This window comes from Streptomyces sp. NPDC005393, from assembly GCF_040606675.1.
Taxonomy (GTDB): domain Bacteria; phylum Actinomycetota; class Actinomycetes; order Streptomycetales; family Streptomycetaceae; genus Streptomyces.
Genome location: NZ_JBEXFG010000002.1, coordinates 306,840 through 324,970, shown reverse-complemented (window position 1 = coordinate 324,970; position 18,131 = coordinate 306,840). Strand labels below are relative to the sequence as shown.

4 protein-coding genes are annotated in these 18,131 nt (G+C 69.6%); all 4 read left to right on the top strand.

Annotated features, from left to right (window positions below; all coding sequences use genetic code 11):
• Window positions 1-51 precede the first annotated feature (51 nt).
• The 4 genes from ABZS71_RS03880 to ABZS71_RS03865 are packed head-to-tail and all read left to right on the top strand — an operon-like array spanning window position 52 to window position 18,111.
• Complete coding sequence (locus ABZS71_RS03880; protein WP_356207380.1) at window positions 52-3,306, top strand: DEAD/DEAH box helicase; 3,255 nt, start codon at window positions 52-54, stop codon at window positions 3,304-3,306.
• Complete coding sequence (locus ABZS71_RS03875; protein ID WP_356207379.1) at window positions 3,303-8,942, top strand: hypothetical protein; 5,640 nt, start codon at window positions 3,303-3,305, stop codon at window positions 8,940-8,942. The genes ABZS71_RS03880 and ABZS71_RS03875 overlap by 4 nt, the downstream gene beginning before the upstream one ends.
• Entirely contained in the window at window positions 8,939-15,775 is a 6,837-nt protein-coding gene (locus tag ABZS71_RS03870) for a DEAD/DEAH box helicase (protein ID WP_356207376.1), read from the top strand. The genes ABZS71_RS03875 and ABZS71_RS03870 overlap by 4 nt, the downstream gene beginning before the upstream one ends.
• Window positions 15,772-18,111 carry a UvrD-helicase domain-containing protein gene (locus ABZS71_RS03865; protein WP_356207374.1) on the top strand — a complete coding sequence of 780 codons (2,340 nt, stop codon included), beginning with the start codon at window positions 15,772-15,774 and terminating at the stop codon, window positions 18,109-18,111. The genes ABZS71_RS03870 and ABZS71_RS03865 overlap by 4 nt, the downstream gene beginning before the upstream one ends.
• Window positions 18,112-18,131: the final 20 nt, after the last annotated feature.

Here is an 18,131-nt window from a genome sequence, read left to right as displayed (position 1 = left end):
CGTCAGCACCGGCGGCGGGCGAGAACACCGGAAAGCGGCAGTGAGAACGGTATGCGGGACGTCAGGGACGACGAGGGAACGGAGCGGTTCGTGAGCGGTGCGGGGGCGGGCGACGGCACGACGGTTACGGGTCAGGGGACCTTCGATTCGGTGGACGGCTCGACGGTCCGTGAGCGGACCGCACCGGACGCCCCGTCCGAGGCCGGGCCGCGCTCGCGCCGTCCCAGGTTCGCCCCCGGTTCCCAGGTCGTGGTGCGCAACGAGCAGTGGCTGGTCAAGAAGGTTGCCGACACCAAATACGACGGCTGGATGGTCGAGGTCACCGGCGTCTCCTCCCTGGTGCGCGGCATGGACGCCGTCTTCTACGAGAAGCTGGACCACATCGAGCCGATCGACCCGGACAAGACCCGTCTGGTTTCCGACGCCTCGCCGAACCACCGCAAGGCGCGCCTCTACCTGGAGGCGGTGATCCGCAAGACCGCGCTGCCGCAGACCGAGCACGGGCTCGCGCTGGTCGGCAACTTCCTCATGGACCAGCAGACGCACCAGCTCCGCCCCGCCGAGCTGGCCCTGTCGAAGGACAACCCCCAGCCGCGTGTGCTCATCGCGGACGTGGTGGGTCTCGGCAAGACCCTGGAGATCGGCGTCCTCCTCGCCGAGCTGATCCGCCGGGGCCGCGGTGAGCGCATCCTCGTGGTCACCCCCGCGCACGTCCTGGAGCAGTTCCAGCGTGAGCTGTGGACCCGTTTCTCCATCCCGCTCGTCCGCCTCGACTCCACCGGCATCCAGCGCATCCAGCAGGACATCCCGGCCGGCCGGAACCCGTTCGCCTACTTCAAGCGGGCGATCATCTCCGTGGACACCCTCAAGAGCGACGTCTACGCCCACCACCTGGAGAACACCGAGTGGGACGCCGTCGTCATCGACGAGTCGCACAACCTGGTCAACCGGAACACGAAGAACAACGGCCTGGCCCGGCTCCTCGCCCGCCGCAGCGACGCCTTCGTGCTGGCCTCCGCCACCCCCCACAACGGGGACGGCGAGTCCTTCGCCGAACTGATCGGCATGCTGGACGACGCGGCGATCGCCGACTCCTCGTCGTACGACGTGAAGGACCTCAAGCACCTGTACATCCGCCGCACCAAGACGGACCGTGAGGTGCGCGACTCCCTCAAGGGCGAATGGGCGGACCGCGGTCCGTCCAAGCCGGTGTTCGCCGAGGCGACCGAGAAGGAAGAGGCAGTCCTGGCGGAGCTGGCCGCGCGTTGGATCCCGCGCGACCCGGCGGCCTCCTCCGTGTGCGTGGACTCGATGGTCGCCTACAACCTGCTGAAGGCGTTCCTCTCCTCCCACCGCGCCTTCCAGGTCTCCGTCGCTGCCCGGACCAAGACCCTTGAGAAGCCCCTGAAGGGCCGCAAGGGCCAGGACCCGGCCCAGCTGGAGGCGGCGCGGCAGATCGAGCGGAAGGCGATCGTCGACCTGGCCCGCCTCGCCGACGACCTCGTCGACGACGACTCGTCCAAGCTCGAAGCCCTGGTCAAGGTCCTGGAGGACATCGGTGTCGGTCCCGGTTCGGACACCCGTGTCGTGGTCTTCTCCGAGCGCATCCCCACCCTGAAATGGCTGGCCGAGACCGTCCCGGCCCGGCTCGGATTCCCGCGGGCGAAGCAGTCGGACCAGGGCGAGAAGGAATCCAAGCCCTGGAAGGCGTACGGCGGGGTCGTCGAGGTCATGCACGGCGACGCCACCGGCGAGCAGGAGCAGCAGCGCATCGTCGAGGAGTTCGGCCTGGCCACGAAGCACGTCCGGCTGCTGTTCACCGGCGACGTGGCCTCCGAGGGCGTCAACCTGCACCAGCAGTGCCACGAGCTGATCCACTACGACCTTCCCTGGTCGCTGATCCGCATCGAGCAGCGCAACGGCCGCATCGACCGCTACGGGCAGAAGAAGAATCCCCGGTTCCGGGCCCTGGTGCTCACCAGCGACGTGGAGTGGCGCACCGACGACGCGACCGGTGAGCCCCTGCCGCTCGACGACCGCCTCGTCGGCGCGAAGCTGCTCGCCCGCGAGGAGGAGGCCCACCGCATCGAGGGCACCGCGGAAGCGGTCACCGGGATCTACAAGGCGAAGGAGGAGGAGGACCGGCTCACCCGCGACCTCATCGCCGGACGCACCGTCGAGGAGTCGATCGAGCAGTCGTCGTCGACGTCGGGCGGCGGAGCGAAGGCCATGCTGGCCAGGGCGATGGGCAACGTCGGAGCGAAGAAGCCGACGGACGACGTGCCGCGCGCCACCGTGCCCAGCCTGTTCGGCACGGTCGGCAGCGCCACCGCCACCTCCGACTACTTCGACGAGGCCCTCCGCCAGGTCTGCCACCCCATCAGCCCCGACATCGCCCTCAAGCTCCGGCGCGAAGGTGACGGAACCCTCGCCTTCCAGCCGCCGCCGGACCTCCTCCACCGTCTGAAGGCCCTGCCCAAGTCCTATCTGGCCGAGCAGGAGATCCTCCCCACGGCGAACAAGGAGGCGCGCATCCGCCTCACGTTCGACAAGGGCCTCGCCGGCAAGCGACTGAAGGTGGCCCGCGAGGAGTCCGACAGCCAGTGGCCGAACGTCAGTTACGTCTCCGATGTGCACCCTGTGCTGGACTGGGTCACCGACAAGGCGCTCGCCGCGCTCCGCCACGACGAGGCCTTCGTGCTCGCCTTCGACCCGGACCGTGACAAGGCAGCGGACATCGATCCGGAGCTGCCCGCCGCGCTCGACGGCCCGGTCTACCTCCTCCAGGGCATCTACTCGAACAAGGCCGGACGTCCCACCGTCGTCGAGTGGATGGCCGTCACCGGCCTGCCCGACGCCCCGCGCACCTACCGCATGGACAACGCCTTCCTCGCCGTCTGCCGGGTCGGCCCGAGCATGCCGGGGCGTGGCGCTCCGGTGAACAAGGACGTGCTCCAGCGCGGGGTGCCGTCCGCGGTCGCCGAGGCGCGGCGCTTCCTGGAGGGGCGCGAAGCCGAGTACGCGCAGCAGATCGAGGCCGTGCTCGCACCGTTCGAGAAGCGCGTCACCGAGTGGAAGCAGGCCGCGCTGTTCACCGCGGAGGCCCGCCGCTCCCAGAAGAAGAAGAACGACGTGAACCTCACGGCCGACCGGCGCCGGACGCTGATCCGCTCCCTGCGGACCTCCGGCGCCCCGCTGCTGCGGCTTCTCGCCGTCCTCGAACCGCTCGCCGCCACTCCCGTACCGCCCACCGCCGGGTCCGCCGCGACCGACCTGCCCGACGCCGGAGAGGCGACCGCCCGATGAGCACCGACTTCGACTCCTTCTCCAACCGCGGCGAGTACCTGTCCGCGCACTACTTCGCCGAGCAGCTCGCCGACGGCCTGAAGAAGGGCGTGTTCGCGGCCTGGACGTACCGCGAGTCCGACGAGAACGACAAGCGCATCACACCGCGCGTCGCCCTGCGCGGTCTGCGCTCCGTCTACCTCGACGAGAAGTTCCGGGGGTTCTTCGCCGAGCAGGCCAAGGCGGACGCCGAGGACGACGAGCACCCCGACAAGGAGGGCTTCGAGGAGCGCCTCAACACCTACGAGGACGAGGAGTGGTGCGGGCGCGTCGCCGCATGGCACCGCAAGGTGCTCGCCGCCCTCGGCTACCCGGGTGCCGACGCCGCGGACGGTCCGCTCGAACTTCCCGTCCACCGCGCCGGACGCGACCACACGGTCAAGGTCGCCTGGCACGGAGACGGCATCGTCGCCGTCGACTGCGGCTGGTCCGCGAGCAACGACACCGCCCTGGACGCCGACGGCTACGGCCGTCTGCTCCACCCGCTGAGGACGGTGGGCAACGGCGAGACCTACGAGTCCGGCCACGCGCTCGCCACCTGGCTGTTCCAGAGCGAACTGGGCGGCGAGGGCGGCAGCGCCCCGCGCTTCGTCCTGCTGCTCTGCGGCGGCGTGATCGTCCTCGCCGACCGGCAGGCATGGGGCGAGGGCCGCTACCTCGCCGCCAATGTCGACGCCGCCCTGGAGCGCTACGACCGCCGCCAGACCGGCGAACTCGCCACCATCGCCGGCCTGTTCAGCCACGACGCCCTCGTGCCGGCCGAGGACGGCAAGGGCCCCGCCATCGACGCCCTGGTCAAGGCGTCCCGGGACAACGCGGTCGGGGTCTCCGGCGAGCTGCGCCAGGGGCTCCAGAAGTCCGTCGAGATCATCGCCAACGAGGTCCTGGCCCGGCTGGAGAAAGCCGGTCTCGAACCGCGCGACCTCGAAAAGCCGGGGGAGCCCTTCGCCCGGCAGCTCACCCGCGAGGCACTGCGCTACCTCTACCGCATCCTGTTCCTCCTGTACGCCGAGGCCCGCCCCGAACTGGGCATCCTCCCCGCCGACGACGGCACCTACGAGGCCGGCTACTCGGTGGCGCGGCTCCGGGAGATCGTCGAGCGGGACGCCCAGCTCACGGACGAGACCGCCCGCAACGGCACCCACCTGCACGACTCCCTCGACCTCCTCTTCAACAAGGTCAACTACGGGCACCGCGAGTACGGCACCGAACCGTGGGACGAGCGCGACGGCGACGACGCCGAGACCCGCAAGAAGAAGGCCAAGCAGCGCAGCGAGGGCCGCGGCCTGCGCTTCGAACCGCTGCGCAGCGAGCTCTTCGAACCGGCGGCGGTACGGCTCATCGGCCGCGGCACCCGCGACCCCCGCCACGACGAGGACAGCCCCGACGGCCCGGTCTGGCTCGACCTGTGCCTGCGCAACAGCGCCCTGCACGAGGTGCTGCGCCTGCTCACCATGAAGAAAGCCAAGCGGCGCGGTGAGCGCGGCGGCTTCATCTCGTACCGCAACCTCGGCATCAACCAGCTCGGCGCGGTCTACGAGGGCCTGATGTCGTACACCGGCATCATCGCCGAGGAGGAGCTGTCGGAGGTCGCCAAGGGTGGCGACCCGGAGAAGGGGTCGTGGCTCGTCCCCGCCCACCGGCTCAAGGAGTACGACGAGAAGACCTGGGTCCTGTACGACGAGGGGGACCGCGAGCAGAAGGGCCTACGCGGGCCGAAGAAGTACCCGGCGGGGACGTTCGTCTACCGCCTCGCCGGACGTGACCGGGAGACCTCCGCCTCCTACTACACCCCCGAATCGCTGACGAAGGTCACCGTCGAACTGGCCCTGAAGCACCGCCTCGACCAGGAGAAGGACGAGGCGGGAAACGTCGTCAAGACCCGCGCCTCCGAGCTGCTGAAGTACCGCATCTGCGAGCCGGCGCTCGGCTCCGGGGCGTTCCTCAACGAGGCGATCAACCAGGTCGCCGAGGAGTATCTGCGGCGGCGGCAGGACGAGCTGGGCCGCTCGATCCCGACCTCGCAAGCGCTGACGGAGAAGCAGAAGGTCAAGGCGTACGTCGCCCTGCACAACGCGTACGGCGTCGACCTGAACCGGACGGGCGTCGAGCTGGCGGAGGTCTCGCTGTGGCTCAACACCATGCACCCCGGGATGCGGGCGCCGTGGTTCGGGCTGCACCTGCGGCGCGGCAACTCGCTGATCGGCGGGCGGCGGGCGGTGTACGCGGCGGGGGACGTGGCGCCGCACAAGGGCAAGCCCAGGTGGCTGATGGACAACGGCACCCAGGCGCCGACGCGGCTGCCGTTCCGGGACAACGAGGCGGGCGGACAGTGGTTGCCGCTGCCGGACGGGGCGGTGCACCAGTTCCTGCTGCCGACACCGGGCTGGGCCGCGGTGACACGGGCGGGCGGTGATGCGAAGAAGCTGCTGGGGCAGCTGGCCGGGGACGGCGTCGAGCAGCTGAAGGACTGGAAGAAGGGCGTCCTCCAGAAGCCGGAGCGGAAGTACACGCAGGCCGGTACGCCGAGGATCGACCGGAAGACCGGTGACGAGGCCGCCTCCCAGTACACGCGGCTGCGGGACGCGTCACGGCGCGCGGAGTTCCTGTGGAAGCTCGTCGTCAGGCGGATGGAGCTGTCCGAGCGGGAGATCGCCCGCAGCATCGACGTATGGGAAGCCGACCCGGCGGACGACGAGTTCGGGTTCCTGCGCCGGGCCGAGAACGGTGCCGGTGCGACGCGGCTGTCCAAGGAGAAGGTCTACGCGGACCTCTTCAACGCCGTGGACACGCCGTACTGGCGGCTCAAGCAGGTGATGGACGCCTGGTGCGCGCTGTGGTTCTGGCCGGTGGACAAGGCCGGTCTGCTCGACGGCACGGACGGGGAGTACGCGACGGAGTCCGTCGACGTGGAGGAGTTGCTGGGCGGGTTCGGGGAGTTGCAGACGCCCCAGGTGGCGCCAGAGGAGGCGCGGCCGAGCAGCGAACCTGCGCCTGCTCCTGCGGCGAGCGGGCCCGCGCCCCGGTTCGCTCAGGCGGGCCTGCTCTTCCAGATGGTCGGTGACCAGCCCTCCCTCGACGATGCGGACATGGAGGCGGAGGGTGACTACTTCTACGAGGTGCAGAAGTCAGGCGGCGTACCGAAGCAGCGGAGGAAGCCGACCGGTCCGGCTCCGAAGCGCCGCCGCCCTGTCATTCCGCTCAAGGACCTGAACGACTGGCTGGACTTCCTGGAGTCCATGCTCGGGGTGGGCTCGGTCCCCGACGGCAGTATTGGATCTGACCTCGACAACCTCAAAGATTTGGGAGAGTACGAGAAGCTGCTCCTGGACGAGATGTGGATGGACCGCACCGACCCGGAGGCACGCTACCCCTGGATGGGGGTCGTGAGGGAAATTGCGGAGGAACAGGGTTTCCTGCACTGGGAGTTGGACTTCGCGCTCGCCTTCGCGGAGGGGGGCGGGTTCGATCTTCAGGTGGGGAACCCGCCCTGGGTTCAGCCGCGGTGGAAGGAGAACGCGGTCCTCGCGGAGTTCGAGCCATGGTTCATGCTCACGGAGAAGCCCCCAGCGACCGAGAAGTATCGGCGGCGTATAGCTGAGCTGGCCAGGGCGGAAGTGGTGGCGTACACACTGGCGGAGCTGACGGCCACGGCAACGCTGGCTGACTACCTGGCGGCGCCGCAGGTGTATCCGCTTGTTTCGGGTGGTCAGCCAGACCTGTACCGGGCTTTCATGTGCCAGGCGTGGGACCACACGGCAGCGTTCGGTAGCGCTGGCTTGGTCCACCCGGATACCCACTTCAACGGGGACACGGAGGCCGCGCTTCGTGAGGCCGCTTATCGCAGACTGCGGATGCACGGTGACTTCGTTAATGCGGGCAACCGATTCTTTCCGCCACCCGTCGGCCGGTCCAGCCACTTCGGCGTACACATCTACGGCACGCGTGGGGAGATCGACTTCCAGCACCTGTCCTGGCTCTTCTCCGTTGACGCATTCCGCCTGTCAGCGGCGCACGACGGCAAGGGGGACGCGCCTGGTGTGAAGTTCGACGGCGACTGGGACGAGCGACCCCACGGTAAGCGTGTCGTTCGGGTTACCAACGACACCTTGGCGCGCTGGCAGAGGCTCTCGGGGGAGCAGGATGTGCCCGTCGAACGAGCGCATTTGTTGACGCCGGTCAGCACGGCCGAGAACCTGGCTATCGACGCACTTGCGGAGCATCCGCTGCGCTTTGGCGCGCTCTCTCCACAGATCACACGCGGATTTGATGAGAGTGGAGCCAAGAAGCCTATCTATGGGCCTGATGAAGACACGCCGCTTATCGACTACAACAAGGACCTTAGGGATCGCGATGACTACCGGGCGGACACCTGGGAGGACGTCGTTCTCAAGGGACCGCAGATCGGCGTCGCCAACCCGTTCTTCAAGCAGCCCAGTCAGGGCGGTGGAGAAGTGCGCGGGCTGAACCACCTCGCGCTGCCGTCAGACGCGGTCCCAGAGTCGGAGTACCGGCGGGTCGCGGACAGGGCCGCGTATCGGAGTGAGCAGCGACGGTGGCTGGACCGTGAGGAATTGGAGCGACTGCGGGCTTCAGGTCAGGAGATCTGGGCCGTGAAAGCAGTACTTGCGAAGAAACTGGGATGCCAGCCCAGGGAAGTCTCGTACGAGTCGGTGGATGAAATCTTCGCAGCGCGGTCCATGAAACCGTATACGGCGTTCTATAGGCTTGCCTGGCGCCGTCAGATTGCTCCTGACACGGAACGGGCGCTCTATGCGGCTATTATTCCTCCGCGTGCCGCTCACGTAGAGGGCCTCCGGAGCGCCGTATCCAACAGCACCCTCAGCACCTCTTTGGTGGCTGGGATGTGGTCGTCCTTGCCGCTGGACTATTTTCTCCGTACAAGTGGTACGTCGGACTTGCATGAAAATCGATCCCACGCGCTTCCCGCTCCGCCGTCGTCACACCCCCTAGCCCCCGCCCTCCTCCTCCGCACCCTCCGCCTCAACTGCCTCACCACCGCCTACGCCGACCTCTGGAAGGAACTCCACGACCCCACATGGGCCGACAAGGAGCCCTGGGCGCGTCCCTGGCCCCTGATGTCTACGCGACTTAACGACACCACCCCCACCTGGCAGCGCGACACCCCCCTCCGCACGGAGTACTCCCGCCGTGCCGCCCTCGTCGAGATCGACGCCCTCGTGGCCGTATGGCTCGGCATCGATGCCGACACGCTCATCACCATGTACCGGGCCCGCTTCCCGATCATGCAGGACTTCGACCGCGTGACCTGGTTCGACGCCACCGAGCGCAAGATCGCCGGTGACCGCTATACCTACGGCCACGGCCAGGACAAGGACCACTGGAAGCAGTTCGAGAAGTACCAGGCCGACCCCGCCTTCAAAGCCCACCAGGCCGACCCCGCCAACAACCCCGCCCCCCAAACCCCCATCCCCGACGGCTACACCGCCCCCTTCTACAAAGCCGACCGCGAGACCGAGATGCGCGAAGCTCACGCCTACTTCCAGAAGCGGCTGGATGATGCCGTCGCCGCCGGTGAGTGGGACCCGGTCAAGCAGGAGGTGCCGAAGCCGTGAGGCCGACGCTCGAAGCAGAGGGGTTGAAGGAGAGCCTGCTCCAGTACCTCTCCACCACCTACGCGCTGACCGACGAGGGCGCGCGGAAGGCGCTGCACCGGTTCCTGGGGGACGACAACTCCGGCATGTTCCGGGGGCCGTTTCTCCGACTGCGCACGCCCTTCGTCCCGGCGGACCCCTCGTGGGAGCAGTACCTCGACTGGCGACGCACGGACGGCTGGACGCCGTACGCCCACCAGGCTGTGGCCTTCGAGCGACTGTCCTCCGCAGGCGGCCGGACCCCTCGGCCGACCCTCGTCACCACCGGTACCGGCTCCGGTAAGACGGAGTCGTTTCTCTACCCGGTACTCGACCACTGCGCCCGCGAGAGGGCGGCCGGGCGCGGCGGCGTCAAAGCCGTGTTCCTGTACCCCATGAACGCCCTCGCCACCGACCAGGCGCAGCGCATCAACGGGCTTCTCACCGACCACCCGGAGCTGAGCAAGGTCCGGGCCGGTCTCTACATCGGTGAGCGCGCGGCCACCCGGTACGGGCGGGTGCTCACCGACCGGTACGACATGCAGGTCACGCCGCCGGACATCCTGATCACCAACTACAAGATGCTGGACCTGCTGCTCCAGCGCGCCGACGACGCGGCGATGTGGGCGGGCTCCGACATCCGGTACGTCGTCGTCGACGAGTTCCACACCTACGACGGTGCCCAGGGCACCGACGTGGCGATGCTCCTGCGTCGGCTCGCCTCCGCCGTCGGTGCCTCGGAGAAGGGACGGCCGCTCGGTCGTATCTGCCCGGTCGCCACCTCGGCGACCCTCGCCTCCGGGACGGACGCCGACGGAGCGCGGCAGTTGCTCGACGTGGCGACCCAGGTGTTCGGCACCGAGTTCACCGCCGACGCCATCGTCGGCGAACAGCGGTTGACCGTGGACGAGTTCGTGCCCAGCGGCGACTTCGATCCGATTCTGCCCGTGCCCACCCCCGACGAACTGGCGGCCCTGCCCGACCCCACGCTCGGCGAGGAGGAGTTCGCCGCTCTCGCCGAGGTCGTCACCGGCAGTCGGGACACCGATCCGTTCGCGCTCGGCCTGGTGCTGAAGCGGCATCCGCTGACCGCCGCCGTGCTGCACGCCCTGGACGGGCAGGTGCGTTCCATGCCGGAGGTCCTGGACCTAATGTGGCGCCGGGGCGCCCAGGCGTGGGGCCGGACCATCACCCTGCGCCCCGAGGTGGCGGCGAAGGCACTCGCCCGCTTCGTCGCGTTGCTCTCGGTGGCCCGTGATCCGGCGTCCACGCCCAAGGAACCGCGTCCCTTCGTGCAGGTCGAGGTCCACCAGTGGGCCCGGTCGGTGTCCCGCCTGGTACGAGGTGTACTGCCGTGGCCCAAGGCCGAGTTCCAGTGGGACACAGCCGGCGCGCCCGAGACTTCCGAGGAGGCGGCGGCGCGCACCGCGCCCGTCACCACGGCGACCGAGGGGCAGTCGGCGAACCTGTTCCTGCCCGCCGTCTACTGCCGTGACTGTGGGCGTTCCGGGTGGGCGGTCTTCACCCCGGAGTCCGACGACCTGGACGTCGAGGTCGACACGCACAAGATCCGGCGGGCTTCGGTCAGCCAGGACAAGATGCGGGTGCGCAATCTCATCGCCGCCACCGACGGCGAGGCCCGGGAAGGTTCCGGAGCCGCGCCCATGGAAGGGGCAGGTCGCGCTGCCCAACGTGCCGACGCCAACGCGCTCAGTGTGGCCGGAGCGGGCCAGCTCCGCGTCCTGGACGGGCCGAAGCGCAGGCTGCGGCTGCCCGACCCGGTGGCCGACTACGAACCGGAGACCGGGAGCCCTCGGCTGGCCGGCGCCGACTCGGCGTTCGTCCTCGTCTACCTGGGGGAGACCGCGACCACCGCTGCCGAGGAGGACTGGTGTCCGGCCTGCGGCTCGCGCAACACGATCCGCTTCCTCGGTACCGGCGCCGCCGCGCTCGCCGCCGCCTCCGTCACCCAGTTGTTCACGGGCGGGGAACTGGATGAGAAGCAGGGCGAGACGAAGACCCTGATGTTCAACGACTCGGTGCAGGACGCCGCGCACCGCGCCGGCTTCGTCGCCAGCCGGTCGTACACGTTCTCCCTGCGCGCCCTGTTCAAGAGCCACCTCTCCGAGGACGCCCCGACAGCGCTGAACGACCTGATCGCCGACGTGGTCGCCGCGACCACCGACCGGACGACGCTCGCCGCCGTCGTCCCCACCGACCTGCACGACATCAAGGGCGTCAAAAAGCTCCTCTCGGGTCAGGGCCGGGGAGGGGACTACAAGACCTGGCAGTTGATCGGCGAGCGGTTCGCGTTCGAGGCGCTGATGGAGTTCGGGTTCCGCTCCCGCAACGGCCGCACCCTCGAACTCACCCGCACCGCTGCCGCCCAGGTCCGCATAGCCGACCCGACGGCCGCTGTCGGCATCGTCCGCACCGCGCACACCGCCCCCTACGGCAAGGGCGGCCAACTGCCCGTCCCCGACGCACTGGACGACGACCGGTACCTCGGGTTCCTCCGGATCTTCCTGGAGCGGCTGCGGACCCGCGGCGCCATCGGCCACCGCTGGCTGGACGGCTACCTGAAGGAAGCCGGCACCAGCCGCTACTTCATCTGGGGCAGGCGGCCCGTCGGCATGAGGGCCTTCCCCAAGGGCATAGCCGCGCCCGTCTTCCTGCTGAGCGCGCCGAAGTCGAGGAGCGAGTTCGACTTCGCCACCGGACGCCTCTCCTGGTACGAGCGGTGGGCACAGCGCAGCCTCGGCCTGCCCCGCGAGCAGGCCGCCGAGTTCTGGTCCCGGCTGCTGCCCGAACTCGTCGCCGCCGGACTGCTCGCCGCACGCACGCCCGAGGACAGCAGCCTGAGGATCTACGGGCTCAAGCCGGGTGCCGTCGACGTCCAGCTTCTGAAGGACGGCGAGGTCAACGAGGCGTTCGTCCGCTGCCCGTACTGCTTCTGGGAGCAGACCGTTCACCCGTCCCTGCTCGGCCAGTGGGACGGCCAGAAGTGCCCCGCCTACCGCTGCCGCACCGGCCGTCTCGTCGCCGGAACCCGGCCGGAAGGGCTCGGGCGGCACCAGCGCGACCGGGACCACCGCGAGGACTACTACCGGAGGTTGTACCGCAAGGCCGGCACCTACCAGGTGATCACCGCCGAGCACACCGGCATGCTCACCCGCCCGGAACGCGAACGGGTCGAGGCGGCGTTCCGGGACGGCAGCGGGTTCAAGGATCCCAACGTGCTGTCCTGCACGCCCACCCTGGAGATGGGCATCGACATCGGCGACCTGTCGGCCGTCGTGCTGGCCGCGCTGCCCCGCCGCGCCGCCAACTACGTCCAGCAGGTCGGCCGTGCGGGACGGCGTACGGGCAACGCCTTCCTCCTCACCATCCCCGACCGCAGTCGCCGGGACCTGTACTACCTCGACCAGCCCCGCGAGATGATCGCCGGGCAGATCGTGCCGCCGGGCAGCTACCTGTCGGCCATCGAGATCCTGCGCCGGCAGTACCTCGCCCACCTTCTCGACCTCGCCGCGCAGGGCCGGCTGAAGCGCGCCGACGGGCGGACGCTCGCCGCGATCCCCCGTGAAGCGCCCGCCCTCTTCGGCCCCACCGGATACCTCGAAGACCTCGTGGAGGCCGCCCTCGCCGGTGCCGCCGAGCACGTGGAGGCCTTCCTCGGTCTCTTCCCCACCGGCGTCAGCCCCCAGGCCGCCGACGAACTGCGCGCCTACGCCCGGCGCGAGTTGCGCGGCACCGTCGAGGAGGCCGCACGGCAGTGGAAGCGCGGGGAGGAGGAACTGCGGCGCAGGCTCACCTTCATCGACGAGGCCGTCCGCGAACTGCACGAGGACGACGACGAGCAGCGCGTCCGCAAGGCCGAACTCGAGGCGGAGCACCGGGCCGTCGGCCGACGCCTGATGAAGCGCGGCAACGTGACCGCCCAGCAGGCCCTCTGCGACCTCGGCCTGCTGCCGAACTACGCGCTCCTCGACGCCGTCACCACGCTCAACGGCACGCTGTACTGGTTCGACGGCCCCGACCCGAAGACGGGGCGGGAACGCTTCGACTCCAAGGTGCGCCCGTACGAGCGGCCCCAGCGCTACGCCCTGTCCGAACTCGCGCCTGGCAACACGTTCTACGTCAACGGCTACAAGCACCAGATCACCGGCATCGAGATCGGCAGCTCCACCCGACCCGACTGGACGCCCTGGCGCTTCTGCCGAGAGTGCGGCTACGTCCGCACCGAGGACGCCGCCGAGGACCGCAGCCCGTGCCCGCGCTGCCACAGCACCGGCATCGCCGACGACGGCTCCTGCCTCCACCACGTGATCGAACCGACCGTCGTCACCTCCCGCGACAAGCGCGACGACGCCCGCATCGGAGACGACAAGGACGACCGCGAGCAGCGCTTCTACACCGTCATCGACGCGGTCGACTTCCCGGCGGAGCACATCCAGGCCAAAGCGTCCTGGCGGCACACCCGTGAGACCTTCGGCGTCGACTACTCCCGCAAGGCGGTCATCCGGAGGATCAACGTCGGCCCGATGCGGTTCGACGCCCGCGCCGAGGAGGAACTGGCCGGACACGACGTCCGGCTGGCGCCCTTCCATGTCTGCACCGCCTGCGGGGCGGCGAGCGCCGACGGCAAGCCCGTCTTCGACCACGACACCGACGCCCTCGACACCTCCGCCGTACGCAACCCCGCCGTCAAACACCACCAGCCCTGGTGCCCGCTGCGCCGGGGCAAGAGGGGGCCGGACGCGCCGAAGCAGGAACCGGTGCTTCTCGCCCACCAGCTCACCACCGAGGCCCTGCGCATCCTGCTCCCGGCCGCGACCGTCCTCGTCGACGAGAAGGTCCACTCCTTCCGGGCCGCGCTACGGCTCGGCGTCGACCGGCACTTCGGCGGCGACCCCGTCCACCTGGACACCACCCTCGCCACGATGCCCGACGCGGCCACCGGCGAGAGGCGGCACTTCCTCGTCCTGTACGACCGGCTCCCCGGCGGCACCGGCTACCTGGACCGGCTCAAGAAGCCCGACGCCTTCCGTGACACCCTCGCCGAAGCGCGAGAGATGCTGATGGCCTGCCCCTGCAAGGAAGAGGGGCGGCGCGCCTGTCACCGCTGCCTGCACCGGCACGCGGAGGAGCGGTACCAGGACGCGGTCTCGCGCAAGGACGCGCTGGAGATCATCAACAGCCTGCTCGGTCCCGTCGACGAGGACGGCCGTCCGCTCACCGACGACGAGGGAAACCCGGTCAGCCACTGGGCCACCAAGGAAATTCCGACGACCGCGGCGATCGGCCTGGACCGGCAGGTCGAGTCCGACCTGGAGGCCCGCTTCCTCGCCGCCCTGCGTACCTGGAGCGCCGGTCAGGACGACGCCGCTCTGGAGGAGAGCGGCGCGCACAGCGGCCTCCTGCGGTTCGCAGGGACCGCGGCATGGCGCATGACAGCCCAGCGCGACGAGGAGTTCACCCGGACCGACTTCACCTTCGAGAGGACCGACGGCACACCCCAGAAGGTGCACGTCTTCCTCGACGGTCACCGCTTCCACGCGACCCGCACGCACAACCGGATCGCTTCCGACTGCAGGAAGCGGGACGAGCTGCGAGCCGGTGGAGCCCTCGTCTTCCAGGTCACCTGGGACGACCTCGAACTCTTCGAGAAGGGTGAACGCGCCAAGGGCCGCCCGGTATGGCCGCCTTACCGGCGCACCGGCCAGGACACCGCCAAGGACTGGTACGAGGAACTCGGCGGCGACCGCGCCGACCTCGCCGACGCCGTCTTCGCCAACCCCATCGACACGCTCCTCGGCTACCTCCGCGACCCCTCCCGCGCCCGCTGGGGGCGGCGGGCCCAGGCGCTGGTCGGCGGACTCCTCAGCGCGCCCGAACCGCTGGCCCAGAACGTCGACCCCGCGCAGGCCCGCGCAACCCTGCGCAGTGCCCTGGGCTCCCTCGCGAAGGGCGGGAACCCGGCGGCCGGCGTCGAACCCGTCACCGGAAACGGCGAGATCCTCGTCCTGTCGGCCACCGACGAACACGGCCTGCCGCTGCTCTACACCGTCGACCCGTCCGGCGGACCGGACGGCACCGCCGGGGTCGGCTGGGGCGCCCTCGCCGTACTCGACGACCAGGACGGCGACCAGCTCGGGACCGCCGCACACAAACTCCGCTGGCGGTCCTGGCTCTACTGGTCCAACCTCCTCCAGTTCCTGGCCTTCACGGGCGGCGACGGCGTGCAGCTGGCCAGCAGCCTGGCCGCCGACTTCGCCGTGGAGGCACTGCGGGTCGGAGGCGGTCCCGGGGAACTGGAGACGCTCATCGCGCGGCTGCACCCCGAGACGCCCCCGACGGGGCCATCGGCGGACGGTACGACGGCCGCGGCGGAGAGCACCGGGCCAGCAGTGGTGCCGGACCGGGCCACGGCCTCCTCCTCGCTGGAGCAGGCGGTCGAAGGGCTGCTCCGCGACGCGGTCTGGGACGAGGACATCCTCGAACTCCTCGAAGAGGACGAGCCCGACTCCGACCTCACCCGGCTGGCCAAGGCACTCGCCGCACGGGGCAAGAAAGCCCCGGTCTTCGGCCATGAGCTCGGCGACCGCGGCTGGCAGGCCGACTTCGCCTGGCCCGGCGCCACCAAGGTGGCGGTGTTCGTGGACTCCGACGCCCACGACGGCGAGGAACGCCAGAAGCGGGACGACGCGTACACCGGCGACGGCTGGACCGTGCGCACGGCAGCCGACTGGCTCGACCACCTCGACACCCTGCTCACCCTGCTCCCGGACACGGAAGGCGCCACCCACCGATGACCGCACGGCTCAGCCTGTACGAGAAGGCCGAACAGGAGCTGTACAAGCTCGACCGCTCGGTCAAGGGCAAGTTCTACGACTTCTGCCACCGCTTCCGGCAGAACCCCGACCACCCCGGTCTCGACCTCAAGCCGCTCAAGGGCGACGGCCGCGTCTACCGCGCCAAGATCGACCAGTCCTACCGTGCGCTCCTCGCCAAGATCGGCATCGACGGTGCGGGCCGCGAGAAGTGGCTGGTCGTCGCCGTCCGACACCGCAAGCACGTCTACGAAGAACTCTCCGTCGCGATCAACCGCATCACCGGAGAGATCGAGTTCGTCGACCTCTCCGTGGTGGGCCAGAGCGTTCTGCAGCGGGCCGGGATGACGCTCACCCCGGCCGAGCAGCTGGAAGCCGCGGACGAGCCGGAGACGTCCGCCGCCGTACCGGCCACCGCCGAACCCGCGGACGGCACGATCGCCGTTCCCAAGGCCGAGCCGCTTCTCGCCGACGTCACCGCCGAAGACCTCCGTGGCCTCGGTGTCGCCGAACAGCTCATCGATCTCGCCCTCGCGGTCACCGAGAGCACCGAACTCGACGCTCTCGTCTCCGGTGCCCCCCTCCTCACCAAGGACATCCTGTACGGCCTCGCCGCGGGCCTGTCCATCGCGGACGTGCGCAAGGAGATCACCGCTCCCGTCGACGTCGAACTCGACGAATCCGAGCGGCACGACCTGGACGCGGCGCTCGCCCGCACCACGGTCACCACCATCGACGACGCCCTCAAGGACATCATCGAAGAGGGCGACTTCCGTGCCTGGAAGGTTTTCCTCCACCCCGCCCAGGCCAAGCTCGTGGACCGCCGCTGCAGCGGCCCGTTCAGGGTGTCCGGCGGCCCCGGCACCGGCAAGACCATCGTCGCCCTGCACCGCGTCAAGCACCTCGCCGAACAGCTGCCCCCCGGCCACAACAAGCCGATCCTGCTCACCACCTTCACCAAGAACCTCACCACCGACCTGCGGGCCCGCCTGGCGTCCCTGCTCGAACCCGAGCAGTTGGCCCGCGTCGACATCACGCACATCGACCAGCTCGCCGCCCGCGTCCTCAACGAGAACACCGTCGCCGGCGCCGGAAAGCAGCGCATCTACGACAACGTCGCGCTGGGCACGCTCCGCCAGGTTCTTCTGGAACTCGACGAGAAGCGTTGGGACGCGGAGTTCCTCTACGAGGAATGGGAGCAGGTGATCCTCGGTCAGTCCCTCGGCACGCGCAAGGCGTACTTCGACGCCCGTCGAGCCGGACGGGGGCGGTCCGTCAGCCGACCCGACCGCGCGCAGATCTGGAAGATCCTGGAGCAGTTCACCACCCGTCTCGACAAGGAGGGCCGCGAAACCTGGGGCCAGGCCGCCGAGCGCGCCGCCCGCTTCGAGATGCAGCGTGCCGTCAAGATCGAGCAACGGCAGGAGTACAAGGACGCGATCGGCGGCAAGGACCTCATCCACCGCGACGACAGCTCCGGCATGTACCACCTGGGCCACCGGTACAAGCACGTCGTCGTCGACGAGGCGCAGGACCTCAGGCCCGCCCACTGGAAGATGCTCCGTGCCATGGTCGCGCCCGGTGAGGACGACATGTTCATCGCCGGCGACACCCACCAGCGCATCTACGACCAACAGGTCACCCTGGGGACCGTCGGCGTCAACATCCGCGGTCGCGCGGCCCGCCTCACCCTCAGCTACCGCACCACCCGCGAGATCCTGAACCGGGCCATGGAAGTGGTGAACCCCAAGAGCGACCAGATCACCTTCGACGACCTCGACGACGGCACCGACACCCTCGACGGCTACCGCTCGGTTCTGCGTGGTCCGGCCCCCGAGCTCGTCCGTTGCGAGAGCTGGGACGACGAACTCGCCCAGCTCGCCACCACCCTGCGAGCCTGGCGCCAGGAACTCGCCACCGGCGGAGCCGACGGCAAGGTCCGCGATCCCCGCGGCACCATCGCGGTGTGCGTCGCCGACCGCGAAGCCGTCAACCAGGTCATGTACCACCTGGCTACCGAGGCCGAGCTGACCGTCGCCGAACTCACCAAGGAGGGAGCCAAGGGAGACGGCGACATCCACGTCGGCACCATGCACCGCTTCAAGGGCCTCGAATACCAGAGGCTCGCCATCGTCGGTGCCCGCGACGGCGTCATCCCCCGCGCGTCCGTCGTCCAGCGCTACCGCGACACGGACCCTCGGCGCCTCGCCCGCGAGGAACTGAAGGCCCGGTCACTGCTGTTCGTCGCGGCCACCCGCGCCCGCGACACCCTGCGGATCAGCTGGTACGGCAAACCGAGCCCGTACCTGCCCAAGTAGAGGTGTGCGGGAGCCCTGCC